This window comes from Candidatus Clostridium eludens, from assembly GCF_045310515.1.
In the GTDB taxonomy this organism is placed as follows: Bacteria; Bacillota; Clostridia; order Clostridiales; family Clostridiaceae; genus Clostridium_B; species Clostridium_B eludens.
On record NZ_JBJHZX010000017.1, the window covers coordinates 19,973 to 32,996 of the forward strand.

Below are 13,024 nucleotides of genomic sequence, written 5' to 3' on the forward strand. Positions count from 1 at the left end.
AGAGGAGATTATTTTTTATATGAAACATGAAATTGAAAGAACCTATGGAAATGCTGTAAGGAGAATATTTTTTGCAGTAAATCCACTTAAGAAGAAAATTATGAAAACTAATTGTACTGTCCATAAATTTATAATTATACAGTCTATTGAAATATTGAAAAATGATGGCTATGAAGAAGAATATAATTTTTTTAAAAAATATATAAATGCCTTAAATGCAGGAGTTACTTGGGCAGATCAAGATTTTAAAAGTTCAAATCACTTCTATCACATAAGTAGAGGAAAAGGATTATATGGATTTTCCGATGCACTGACAGAGTGTAAAAAATATTATAATAAATCTCTGAAGCTTTTAGAGTCTAATCAAATGGAAAAGGCCCTATTTTATTTTGGAGCTTCCTGCCATCTTGTTCAAGATGTTACAGTTCCTCACCATGTAAATAATAAACTTTTGAATAGTCATAGAAAATTTGAACTTTGGATAATAAGCAGACTTATGACAGATTACTCTTTTATAGCAGAAGATGGAGTTATAATGTATGAAAAGTTAGAAGATTTTATAAAGAATAATGCTATAATGGCAAATAGTATTTATATAAAAAATAGCAATATAGAATCTAGAAATGAAAAATATGGTAAGATAGCTGTAACTATTTTAAAAGAGGCCCAAAGAACTACTGCGGGATTTATGGTTAAATATTATGAAAAAATAAAAAACTTTAAAATTCTCCCATAAACGGGAGGATTTTTTTTGCTTTTCAAGAACATATATAATTAGTAGCTAACATATTATGTATTTAAATATGAAGTCGTTCTTAATATTGGTAAAGGGTAGTGGTGGAGATGAGTAAAACTATATTTATAAATATGGAAAACCAAATATTTAGAGGAAATTTATTAGATGTGGGACTGGAGAATCAAGGTATAGTATATAATATATACAAGGAATTTAATGATGATGTAAATATAGAATATATAAATGGAAAAGAGGAAGAAAAAAATATAAAAGAAAACTATTATCATAATTGTATATTATTGTTCTCACTTAATAAACTGTGGTTTAATTTTAAAAAGAAAAATTTTATTGAAGACATATACAGATATTTAAAAGAAGATGGTTTGCTGCATATATGGGATATTGATAAAGGTTATAGTAAAATTTTTAATGGGTATGTAAAAATTTTAGTACCGGGGGGAGAGATAAAAAAAATAAGAATAATGGATTTCAATATTTTAAAAAATAATTCTAAACAAAATACATTAAAATTGCTGGATAAATATTTTAAAATTTTAGATTTAAAAAATTCAGATGGGCTTTATTATATAAAGGCTCAAAAGAAAAGGGAAGTTTAATGAAATTCACCAATTAATTCACAATATTTTTAAATATGTATAGAGAAAGGAAATTGAGGATATATATGAAGATACTATTAACAGCACTTAATTCAAAATTTATTCATAGTAATCTAGCAGTAAGATATTTAAAAGCATATACTAAAGAGCTTTCATATAATTGTGTTATAAGAGAATTTACTATAAATGACAGAAGAGAAAAAGTATTAGAGGAGATTATAGGTGAGAATCCGGATGTAGTGGCTTTTTCCTGCTATATATGGAATATAGAGTACATTAAATCATTAGCGGTACTTATTAAACTTGTAGATCCTTCTATTAAAATTTTATACGGAGGACCTGAAGTATCTTATGATAGTTATAATCTTTTGAAAAAATTGCCAGGAGAATACATAATAGTAGGTGAAGGGGAAGATACTTACTATGAATTTGTAAAGTTTCAAATAGAATATTTTAATAAAATAGAAGAAAAGGATAATTATGAATTTTCTTTGAGTCTAAAAAAAATAAAAGGACTTTGTTTTAAATGGAATGGACAGGTAACTTTAAATGAAGAAAGAGAATTAATGGATATGAACAAAATAATATTTCCCTATGACGAGCAGGATGATTTAACAAATAAAATTGTATACTACGAATCCAGCAGGGGATGTCCCTTTTCTTGTAAATATTGTCTTTCTTCAACTGTTCATGGTGTAAGATTTTTGAATATAGAAAGAGTGAAAAGGGAAATTAAGTTTTTAATGGGGAAAAATATAAAGCTTATAAAATTTGTAGACAGGACTTTTAATTGCAATCCTAAGTTTGCTATGGAATTATGGAAATTTATAATAGAAGCTGATACGGAATGTATATTTCATTTTGAAATTTCAGCAGATATTATTACAGAAGAAGAGATAGAATTACTGCGGAAAGCACCAAAGGGGAGAATTCAATTTGAGGTGGGAGTTCAAACCACAAATGACAGTGTTTTAAATAACATAAACAGATATGTTAAATTTAAAGATATAGAACAAAAAGTAAGAAAAATTAAAAAAAATAATAATATAAAACAACACTTAGATTTAATAGCGGGACTTCCGGGGGAAAATTTTCAATCCTTTAAAAGATCTTTTAATGAAGTATATTCTCTAGAGCCAGAAGAAATTCAACTGGGATTTTTAAAATTACTAAAGGGCTCACCTATGAGGGAAGAAGCAGAAAAGTGGAAAATGGTGTATTCTCCTTATGCTCCCTATGAGATTCTGAAGACCCAGTATATGGATTATAAAGAAATTGTAATCTTAAAGAGAATAGAACAGGTAGTAGATAAATACTATAATTCTGGTAAATTTAAAAATATAATAAAGTATTTTATTTTTAAGTTTAAAACAGCTTTTGACTTTTATTATGAACTTGCGGTGTTTTTTTATAATAAGGGGTATTTTAACAGGAATATATCCGCAGCAGATTATTATAGGGTATTCTTAGAGTTTGAAGAAGAATGTTTTAATAAAAAAAGTATGGAACTTAGGGAAATAATAAAGTATGATTATTTAAAATTTAATAAGAAAAAGTGGATTCCAGATTTTTTAATAAGATATAGGGATAAAAATGAGGAAAAACATATAAGAGAAAAAATTGAAGAGGGCTATATAAAAGTATCAGAAAGTTATCACATAGAAAAATTTTTTATAAATGTAGAAAAGTTTTTAACTACATCTGTATTAGAAGAAGTACAAGAATATGTAATATTTGATATTATAAGGAATAAAGAAATATATTTATTATCTAACCTCTTATCAAGTGATTCTTAGGTTCAGGTGGAGTTTGCTTATGAGAAATACTTTTCTCTATCTGAACCTTATTAACAGTATTCTTAGTGTCTTCAGCACTTAGAATACGTTATCCTTTAGGAGAAGAACTTATCCAGGCGCGTAGCAGTGCTTATCCCCCACTTTGAAGAAGGTGGGGATGTTAGCAATGGTAGCGTTCGGATAAAAAAGAACAGTAAAACTTGTACTGTTCTTTTTACTAGTTTAAAGGAAATTTATATGTATGTGTTATTTGTATTCATTAAGGAATATATTATTTATAAGTATACTCTCATTTTCAAGATAAAAGTTAGTTTAAATAATCTATCTGGGAATAGAATTTTAGCAGGAGATTTTTATTAGCTAAATAATTATTTTTTAAAATTATTTTCTTTTTGGTACTTTAAAATTAACTCGTCCAATTTTTTGCTGTATTTGACAACTATATCATCAGTAAGCTTACTTGTTTTCATTAATAAATATAAAGTTTCTTTTAGATTATTTATTTCTATGTCTAAAGTTTTTAAATCAGTTTTCATTATTATTCCCCCAGCAAAAACTTTTTTACTCTATATATTTTAACAGATAATAGATAAATAAACATATCTTTTATTAGTCATTAATATACAATATAACACAAAAATAAACAAAATCTCTCTATATATAGATTTTGTCACAATAATATATTTTATTTGCAGTTGACAATATAAAATAATTTATACAAAATAAAATTAAAGTAATACTGAACTGAGAGGTGAAAATATGTCGGTAACAGTGGAAGATATTATAAAAGATTTGGAATTGGAAGTTATAAATAAAGGGAAAAATATAAATGAAATAATTGTAAGTGATATAAATAGACCTGGACTTCAATTTAGCGGGTTCTATAATTACTATGCCAATGAGAGAGTTCAGATAGTGGGGAAAGCTGAATGGAGTTTTTTAGATGCTATGCAGCCAGAACTTAGAAAAAAAAGATTGGAAAAGTATTTTGAATTTGATAATCCAGGCACCATAATTACCAGAGGATTAACACCCCATAAAGAATTTTTAGAAAGTGCTATTAAAAATGAAAGATGGATACTTAGAACCAATAATATCTCTACAAGATTTATAAATAGACTTATGAATTATTTAGATGTTAAGTTAGCTCCTGAAACTAGACTTCATGGTGTTTTAATGGACGTATATGGTATTGGTATACTTATAACAGGAGAAAGTGGTATAGGAAAGAGTGAAACTGCACTGGAACTTATAAAAAGAGGACATAGGCTGGTAGCTGATGACGCAGTTGATATAAAACAAATAGATGGAGTACTTAATGGAACTTCTCCATATATCACATCAGGTATGATAGAGGTTAGAGGTATGGGAATAATTGATATTTCTGCCCTCTATGGGTTAAGTTCTGTACTGAAAACAAAGAACATTAGTTTGATAATATGCTTAGAACAGTGGAAAAAAGATGAAAATTATGATAGACTAGGCATAGATAAAGAATATATGGATATATTAAATGTACCCGTAAGAAAATTGAAAGTTCCTATAAGACCAGGAAGAAATCTAGCTGTTATAATAGAAGCTGCAGCTGCAAATTACAGATATAGCCTTGTGTCCAATGTAACTCCAGTAGATGTAATAAGTGAGAGAATACAAGAGCTTAGAAAAGAAGATGGTGAGGATGAATAAATTTTATATAAGAAAAGCCATGAAAGAAAAAAGGGACAACCTGCCTAAATTAGATAAAGAAAAATTAGATAGCATAATATTTGAAAAAATTATAGGAAGTGAAGAATATAATAAAGCAAAAAGTATATTTATATTTGTAAGTTATAAAAGTGAAGTGGATACTCATAGAATAATAAAGAGAGCGTTAAAAGAAGGGAAACTGGTTTGTGTTCCCAAAGTTATATATAAAGATGGAGGTATGGAAGCGGTTAGAATATATAAATTTAATGATTTAAAAGAAGGTGCCTATAAAATATTAGAGCCTCAAAATACAAGTTTAGAAAAAATAGAAGAGACATCTATTGATCTCTCCTATGTTCCTGGCATGGCATTTGACAAAAATGGCGGCAGGATAGGATATGGCGGGGGATATTATGATAGGTTTTTAAAAAAGGTGAGAGTTGATTCGAAAAAAATTGGACTAGCATATAGCTTTCAAGTTTTGAATGAAATTCCTATGGAAAAGTATGATGTATTCATGGATGATATTATTTACGATTAAAAATACTATTAGAATAATGAATTATTTAGGATTAAAATTAACACACTAATATAAACTGGACTTATTCTATATGTATGAGACATATAGAATTTAAATTGCTTGTAGTTTTTATTGGTGGTGTTTTTTGTGCAAATATTAAATATAGACAATAATTTTCAAGAAATTACTGAAAATATTGATTTTGTAGGTAATCATTATTGGATACTTTTGCCTATAGACGAAATTGATAGATTAGATTGTTTTATATCTGTAGACAGAGAAACCATAGATGAATGCAAGACTTTTTCACAGGTGCCCAAAATAAGCTTTTTTGATGGATACATATTTATGATATTTAATGTGCTTAGTTATGTAGAAGAAATAGTAGTATCCAAAGAATTGAATGTGTTCTTAAGTAGAAATTATATAATAACGGTATATAAAGATAGAATTGATATATTAGATACTTTAATGAAGGATATAAATGATTCTAAAAATTGTTTTGTGTTAAAAGATAATCCAAAAGTGTGTATACTTCTCTATTATATTTTAGATAGAATAGTAGTGAGAAATTATGATATCATATCTGAACTAGAGGTTGAAGCAGATAAAATTGAAATAAGTGTGTTAAAAAACCCAAGACATGAGCAAATAGATAGTCTAATAACTCTCAGAAGACAGGTTTATAAGATAAGGAAATATTTAAATCCTCTTATATACATAGGGGATAGTTTAGTTATAAATGACAACCTTGTAATTGATGCAGATAGTATGAAATATTTTATAAACTTAAATAGAAAAATAGAAAAGCTTATGCTTTCCCTTGAGAGTTTAGTTCAGGATCTGGCTTTAGTAAGGGAAGCTTTTGAATCAGAAATTGCAAATAAAACTAATGAACTTATGAAAATTTTTACCGTAATAGCAACTATATTTTTGCCTTTGAATTTAATAAGCAGTATGTACGGCATGAATTTAAAAGGAATCCCTTTTGTAGAACATGATAATGGGTGCCACTATGTAGTATTGATAATGGGTGTTGTAGCTGCAACTCTCATATGCGTATTCAAGAGAAAAAAGTGGCTTTAAATTAATGTAACAATCATTTTAATAAAATTATTATGATAAAATATAATTGGTAATAAAATGAATGTTACCACTTATTTTTTCATAATATTATTGTAAATTAAATATAGATAAGGGGAGATAAAATGTCAAATAATCTAACTAAAAAATATAAGTATGCCTGGGATAAATATTCAAAGAAGGATTTTAAGTTGCTTTTTCAATTATCCGATGCATATAAAAGTTTTATGTCCAAATGTAAAACAGAGAGAGAATGCATAAAAGAATTTATATCTAGAGCGGAGAAAAATGGTTATAGAAATTTGGAAACTGTAATAAGTGAAAAACTAACTTTAAAGCCAGGTGATAAAGTTTACGCTAATAATAAGGATAAAACTTTAGCACTTTTTGTAGTTGGAAGCAAAGATATACAAGAGGGTATGAGGATACTTGGTGCTCATGTGGATTCTCCAAGAATTGACTTAAAGCAAAATCCTTTATATGAAGATACAGAGCTGGCACTTTTAGATACCCATTATTATGGCGGAATAAAAAAGTATCAGTGGGTTACTATTCCACTAGCTATTCATGGTGTCATAGTGAAAAAGGACGGTAGTAAAATAGAAATAGCAATAGGGGAAAAGGAAGATGAACCTGTAGTTGGAATATCTGATTTACTTATACATTTAGCCTCAACTCAAATGGAGAAGAAGGCAAATAAGGTAATAGAAGGAGAAGATTTAAATATATTAATTGGAAGTATTCCAATTCAAGATAAAGAAGCCAAGGATAGAGTGAAACAAAATATTTTAAAATTATTAAATGATAAGTATAAGATAGAAGAGGAAGATTTCGTGTCGGCAGAATTGGAGGTAGTTCCTGCAGGGGCTGCCAGGGACTTTGGATTGGATAAAAGTATGGTTATGGCTTATGGGCAGGATGATAGAATATGTGCATATACTTCTTTTGAAGCCATGATGAATGTAAATAATCCTGATAAAACCTGTGTTACTCTTTTAGTAGATAAAGAAGAAATAGGAAGTGTGGGAGCTACTGGAATGCATTCAAGATTTTTTGAAAATATAGTAGCAGAAGTTATAGCGCTTTGTGGAGATTATAATGATTTAAAATTAAGGAGAACTTTAACAAACTCAAAAATGTTATCTTCAGATGTTAGTGCAGCGTTTGATCCTAATTATCCATCTGTCATGGAAAAGAATAATTCAGCTTACTTTGGCAAAGGAATAGTGTTTAATAAATATACAGGTTCTAGAGGAAAGTCCGGGTGTAATGATGCAAATCCTGAGTATATAGCTGAACTAAGAAATATAATGGAAAAAAATGATGTATCATGGCAGACCTCAGAACTTGGTAAAGTAGATCAAGGCGGCGGAGGAACTATAGCCTATATATTGGCTCAATATAATATGCAGGTTATAGATTGCGGCATAGCACTGCAAAATATGCACGCTCCATGGGAAGTATCAAGTAAGGCGGATATATATGAAGCTGTAAAAGGTTATGCTGCTTTTTTAAAGGAAATATAATAGAAAAAATCCTGTATTATTTCAAATTTTAGAGATTATACAGGATTTTGTTGTTATACATTTTTAAAGGCTATTGAGTTTATTCAAAAAAATATCTATTCTATCCCCATCTAAAAATACCTGTCCTATATTATGTGAATGTTTAGAAGTTTTTTCTTTTTCTGCAGTTATACCGTGGAAATCAGAACCTGCAGTTATTATTTTATTATATTTTTTAGCATATTCTATAAATTTATGTGTATCCTCTTTAGTATTGTTAGAGTAAATTGCCTCTATACCATGAAAGGGAAGCTGGATTAATCCTTCTATGTCAACATCTTTTACAAGTACAGGGTGAGCTAATACAGTGAGGGCATTTAGGGATTGAAGCATCTTTATGCCTTCTAGGGTAGATAATTTTTTATTTGGTACATAAGCTAAACAGGATTCACCTATAAAGTTTTTAAATATATATTCAAAACTATAATTATATCCTTCATTTATAATAGCCTGAGCAATGTGGGGTCTTGCAATAATTCCGTGGGCATTTTTTAATATATTTTCATAAGAAAGATTTATATTAAAAAATTTATGTAGATTATCAACTATTTTTTTTGCCCTTTCTACTCTATATGTGTTCATTTCTTTTAAGAATTTTTTAAATTCTGATGATATACAGGTGATATCCTTAAAGTAACCTAATATATGAACACTTTTATTTTGGTATAGAGTAGATAATTCCAATCCCGGGATAACTTTCAAATTTATCTTATCTCCTTCATATAAAGCGCTATCTATGCCAGATATAGTATCATGATCTGTTATAGCAACTATGTCTAAACCTAATCTTTTTGAACCATGTACTATTTCAGCAGGAGATAACATACCGTCAGAAGCAGTTGTGTGCAAATGAAAATCTCCTTTTTTATACAATAAAATCACCTACTTGTTAAAAATTAATATATGTAAATTATACTCTAAATAATAGTTATTTAACAGGGAACTATAGGAATTAATATATTTTATGCATAAAAAGATTCTATTTATGATAGAAATTAGCTTATTTTCATACAATTTTATAGTGTAATAATTTTTATATGGAGCAAACTTATAGTGTAATATAAAATAAAATAAAGCAAAGAATATAAAAGAAGAGGAGGAAATTAATCATGGCAAGTAATAGTTCAAATAGAGTTTTAGTTCCCCAGGCTAAAGAAGCTTTAAATAAATTTAAATTGGAGTCAGCTAGGGAAGTAGGAGTGAATTTAAAAGAAGGATATAATGGAGATCTTACTTCAAGGGAAGCGGGATCAGTAGGCGGAAATATGGTTAAAAAGATGGTTCAGGCCTATGAGCAGAATTTAAAGTAAAAAAATTAAAGTAGATATAAACAAAGTCAGATGAAATTCATTTCATCTGACTTTTTAACGTAATGAGGTGCAAATATCTAAATGAAAATGTATACAAGTAATGGTATAGATTATTTTATACCACTTATTTTACCTCTAAGTGCTTTTATTCGTCCATTTACATAGTTTAAAAGTTCAGTTTTATTGTCCTTTATATTCACTGGGGCGCTGGAAACTATGTTTATAACATTCAATCTAGTGGAATTTATTTCACTAGCAATTTCATGGGCCAAGTGCTTATCCTTAGTTCTCCAGTAAGCATTATTAAATTCATTTGCTTGCTTTTTATTATAATATCCCTTTTCAATGCCGAATTGAAATAAATCAGCCGCAGATTCCAGTTCATCCAAGTCTCTAGATTTTAAAGTTTCATCAATAAGAGTTTGAAATGTTTTCATTATTATACTCCTTTTCAATAAATTATTAGAACTAATATATCTATACTTTTAAACTTAAAATTTGTTCTATATAGACAATATTACTTATACCTTTTTTCTTTTATTTTGTCAATATTGATTTTTAATATACAGAATATGAGCTTTTTATTATTTAAAAAATTGAGGATTATATCTATTTTTGTCAACATATTAAATTTAAAATTGTTTAAAAAGTTCATTATTCTTAAATATTTTTTATGCTTTAGGTAAAAACTATGTTTATGTAAAATAAATATTTTATTGAAAAGGAGTGACTTCCATGGGTGATACAAATAAAGAATCAGGAAAGTCTTCTGTAGGAGGTTATATAGTAAGATTTATTTTAACAGTGATTGTACTGGGAATAACTTCATTTTTAACACCTGGTTTTAGAATAGTAGGACTGTGGTCGTATTTATTGGCGGCAGTTGTAATAAGCTTGATAGACTATTTTGTAGAAAGATTTATGGGTGTAGATGCATCTCCTTTTGGAAAAGGAGTAAAAGGTTTTATAATTGCAGCTATAATACTGTATTTAACTCAATTTTTAGTACCGCATATGAGTGTTTCTCTATTAGGGGCTGTTTTAGCAGCAGTGGTTATAGGTATATTAGATGCTGTAATTCCTGGAAGAGTTATGTAAAATGTTGTCTTTTTAAATCAAATTTTTAAAAGATAGTTTATTTTATAAGTTGTAATTTGAAAACTTAGTAGCTTTATTTAAAATATTTTTGCACATCAAAATTGATAAATTATTTCAATTTTGATGTGTTTTTTTGGATGAAAGTATGTTGTATAAAAAATTATAACTTTAAGTAGTTTATAATTTCAATTTTTGCTATAATCATAATATATATTGTCATAAAAAATATTAAAAAAATACGAGGAAGGTAATATAATGTTTAAGTGGAAAGATGATTATAAATGTGGAATTAAAAGGATAGACGAAGAACATAAAAGACTTTTTGAGATAGGAGAGTCTGTATATGAACTTATAATAAATGAAAATCATGTAGATTATTTTGGAGATGTTTTAAATTTAGTTGATGATCTTAAAGAATATGCCATATATCACTTTGAAGATGAAGAGAAAATAATGAAACTTTATGATTATCCCGCATATAATCAGCAAAAAAAAGCACATGATGCTTTTATAAATAAAATTGAAAATGTGGATATAGAAGAATTGGACGAGGATGTACAGAAGTCTATATTAAAGCTTTTAGATTTTGTGTATAATTGGATATCGGAACACATACTGGGGATGGATTTAAAAATGAAGGATTATTTTAATAGTTTAAAATTTAGGAATGTGAAGAAATGAGGAGCAAGTATATGAGGGTGCCAATATGACAAAATAATCATATATTGTATAGTTATATATTGTGATTTTTGTCATAAAGGGTAAATAAATGCAAGGAAAGTCTATTGACTAATTTTATATTATAGTACATAATGTATATGTACTATAAGTGAATAATTAAGATAGAGGTGCAAGATTTATAAGTAGAGTTTTGGAGACAAGCACTATGAAGAAACTTAAAAGGAAATTTTGCCGAAGTATTCAATAAATGCTTTAATGTTGGATTAACTGGTTTTGTATAAAATATATGCAAGACTGTCACAAATTTAATTTGTGAAGAGCTATCATTCATTGTGGAATTAATATATTTTTAACCTTGGGTGTACACTCTCAAGGCTATTTTTATGTGTATCTTATTTACTTCACTTATGGGAATTTTGAGACCGATAAGGGGGAGAAAAAAGTGGAAAGTTCAGTAGATCAAACAAATGAACAGAATAATGAACTAAAAAGAGGTCTTAAAACAAGACATTTAAGTATGATTGCTATAGGAGGAGCTATTGGAACAGGTATATTTCTGGCATTAGGTGCTACTATCAATCAGGCAGGCCCTGGAGGGGCACTGGTAGCTTACGGCTGCATAGGACTTATGGTTTATTTTTTAATGACAGGTTTAGGTGAAATGGCTACTTATATGCCGGTTTCAGGTTCTTTTGGTACCTATGCCACTAAATTTGTAGATCCAGCTTTAGGATTTGCATTGGGATGGAACTATTGGTACAATTGGGCCATAACTGTAGCTGCAGAAATGGTAGCAGGGGCTCTTATAATGAAATATTGGCTTCCAGGGGTACCTGCTATCATATGGAGTGTATGTTTTTTGGCTCTAATAGTTTTATTAAATCTGCTATCTGCAAGAGCTTATGGAGAATCAGAATTTTGGTTTGCAGGTATCAAGGTAGTGACTGTTATCGTATTCATATTAGTAGGAGTAGTCACTATTCTAGGAATATTTAATGGAAATCCTATAGGACTTAAAAATTTTACGGTAGGACAAGCACCTTTTGTAGGTGGTGCTAAATCTATATTTTTAGTATTTTTGATTGCAGGGTTCTCTTTTCAAGGTACTGAATTGGTAGGTATAGCAGCAGGGGAGAGCGAAAATCCAGAAAAAACTATACCAAAAGCTATTAATAGTATATTTTGGAGAATATTAATATTTTATATAGGTACAATATTTGTAGTAGGTGCTATAATTCCATACATGAATGCAGGAGTTGATACAAGTCCTTTTACCTTAGTATTTGAAAAGGCAGGTATAGCAGGAGCTGCTTCTCTTATGAATGCAGTTATATTAACTTCAGTATTATCTGCAGGAAACTCTGGAATGTACGCTTCTACCAGAATGTTGTATTCAATGGCCAAGGATAAGAAAGCACCTGCATGGCTGGGAAAGGTTAATTCAAGAGGAGTTCCTATAAATTCTTTGATACTTACAACTGTAGTAGCATCTGCATGCTTTTTAACAGGACTTTATGCTGAAAGTACAGTTTATGTTTGGCTGGTAGCGGCTTCAGGTCTTGCAGGGTTTGTAGCGTGGGTTGGAATAGCAATTTGTCATTACCGTTTTAGAAAAGCTTATGTTGCTCAAAATCGTGATTTTGATAGACTAAAATATAAAGCTAAATTATTTCCGCTAGGCCCAATAATAGCATTTTTACTTTGTATTGTAGTTATTTTAGGACAAGGTGTTAGTTATTTTGGAGCCAATAAGATAGATTGGAGTGGAGTAATTTCGTCTTATATAGGACTGCCATTATTTTTAGTACTGTGGGTATGGTATAAGAAAAAATATAGTACTAAAGTAGTAAAATTAGAAGAAGTAGATTTTGACAGTATTGAAAAAGAAGTGAAATAATTAATATACATAAATATTTAGTTACCAAGGGAGAA

The 13,024-nt window shown here is 28.6% G+C and carries 14 protein-coding genes and 1 riboswitch; of the genes, 11 read left to right on the forward strand and 3 right to left on the reverse strand.

From position 1 onward, the window contains the following. Nucleotides 1-19: 19 nt before the first annotated feature. From ACJDU8_RS12305 to ACJDU8_RS12315, 3 genes are all read left to right on the forward strand, one after another. Nucleotides 20-736: a zinc dependent phospholipase C family protein gene (locus tag ACJDU8_RS12305; protein ID WP_406792443.1), complete on the forward strand. Its 717-nt coding sequence runs from the start codon at nt 20-22 to the stop codon at nt 734-736. A 107-nt stretch (nt 737-843) separates the two neighbouring features. Next, nucleotides 844-1,353 carry a class I SAM-dependent methyltransferase gene (locus tag ACJDU8_RS12310; RefSeq protein WP_406792444.1) on the forward strand — a complete coding sequence of 170 codons (510 nt, stop codon included), beginning with the start codon at nt 844-846 and terminating at the stop codon, nt 1,351-1,353. Nucleotides 1,354-1,418: 65 nt separating this feature from the next. Further along, nucleotides 1,419-3,149: a B12-binding domain-containing radical SAM protein gene (locus tag ACJDU8_RS12315; RefSeq protein WP_406792445.1), complete on the forward strand. Its 1,731-nt coding sequence runs from the start codon at nt 1,419-1,421 to the stop codon at nt 3,147-3,149. Nucleotides 3,150-3,517: 368 nt separating this feature from the next. On the opposite strand, the gene ACJDU8_RS12320 is transcribed toward ACJDU8_RS12315, so the two are convergent. Next, complete coding sequence (locus ACJDU8_RS12320) at nt 3,518-3,685, reverse strand: Spo0E family sporulation regulatory protein-aspartic acid phosphatase (protein ID WP_406792446.1); 168 nt, start codon at nt 3,683-3,685, stop codon at nt 3,518-3,520. 223 nt (nt 3,686-3,908) lie between these two features. Between ACJDU8_RS12320 and hprK the strand changes: the two genes are divergently transcribed. From hprK to ACJDU8_RS12340, 4 genes are all read left to right on the forward strand, one after another. Next, nucleotides 3,909-4,835, forward strand: a complete 927-nt coding sequence (hprK, locus tag ACJDU8_RS12325; RefSeq protein ID WP_406792447.1) for an HPr(Ser) kinase/phosphatase — start codon at nt 3,909-3,911, stop codon at nt 4,833-4,835. Then, nucleotides 4,828-5,376 (forward strand): 5-formyltetrahydrofolate cyclo-ligase, encoded by a 549-nt coding sequence (locus ACJDU8_RS12330; protein ID WP_406792448.1) that lies wholly within the window; start codon nt 4,828-4,830, stop codon nt 5,374-5,376. The genes hprK and ACJDU8_RS12330 overlap by 8 nt, the downstream gene beginning before the upstream one ends. 126 nt (nt 5,377-5,502) lie before the next feature. Then, nucleotides 5,503-6,441, forward strand: coding sequence for a magnesium transporter CorA family protein (locus ACJDU8_RS12335; RefSeq protein ID WP_406792449.1), 939 nt, complete (start codon nt 5,503-5,505; stop codon nt 6,439-6,441). Between the two features lie 122 nt (nt 6,442-6,563). Beyond that, entirely contained in the window at nt 6,564-7,964 is a 1,401-nt protein-coding gene (locus ACJDU8_RS12340) for an aminopeptidase (RefSeq protein WP_406792450.1), read from the forward strand. Between the two features lie 63 nt (nt 7,965-8,027). Here ACJDU8_RS12340 and ACJDU8_RS12345 read toward each other — a convergent pair whose 3' ends face one another. Further along, a complete protein-coding gene (locus ACJDU8_RS12345; protein ID WP_406792451.1) occupies nt 8,028-8,876 on the reverse strand; it encodes a PHP domain-containing protein in 849 nt (282 codons plus the stop codon). Between the two features lie 236 nt (nt 8,877-9,112). Between ACJDU8_RS12345 and ACJDU8_RS12350 the strand changes: the two genes are divergently transcribed. Then, entirely contained in the window at nt 9,113-9,313 is a 201-nt protein-coding gene (locus tag ACJDU8_RS12350) for an alpha/beta-type small acid-soluble spore protein (protein WP_406792452.1), read from the forward strand. A gap of 110 nt (nt 9,314-9,423) precedes the next feature. Here ACJDU8_RS12350 and ACJDU8_RS12355 read toward each other — a convergent pair whose 3' ends face one another. Further along, nucleotides 9,424-9,750, reverse strand: a complete 327-nt coding sequence (locus tag ACJDU8_RS12355; protein WP_406792453.1) for a hypothetical protein — start codon at nt 9,748-9,750, stop codon at nt 9,424-9,426. 298 nt (nt 9,751-10,048) lie between these two features. Between ACJDU8_RS12355 and ACJDU8_RS12360 the strand changes: the two genes are divergently transcribed. From ACJDU8_RS12360 to ACJDU8_RS12370, 3 genes are all read left to right on the forward strand, one after another. Next, nucleotides 10,049-10,411: a phage holin family protein gene (locus ACJDU8_RS12360; protein WP_406792454.1), complete on the forward strand. Its 363-nt coding sequence runs from the start codon at nt 10,049-10,051 to the stop codon at nt 10,409-10,411. Between the two features lie 255 nt (nt 10,412-10,666). Further along, nucleotides 10,667-11,092 (forward strand): bacteriohemerythrin, encoded by a 426-nt coding sequence (locus ACJDU8_RS12365; protein ID WP_406792455.1) that lies wholly within the window; start codon nt 10,667-10,669, stop codon nt 11,090-11,092. 154 nt (nt 11,093-11,246) lie between these two features. Further along, a riboswitch (Lysine riboswitch) is annotated at nt 11,247-11,423 on the forward strand. Between the two features lie 111 nt (nt 11,424-11,534). Then, nucleotides 11,535-12,989: an amino acid permease gene (locus ACJDU8_RS12370; RefSeq protein WP_479723071.1), complete on the forward strand. Its 1,455-nt coding sequence runs from the start codon at nt 11,535-11,537 to the stop codon at nt 12,987-12,989. The last annotated feature ends 35 nt before the right edge of the window (nt 12,990-13,024 follow it).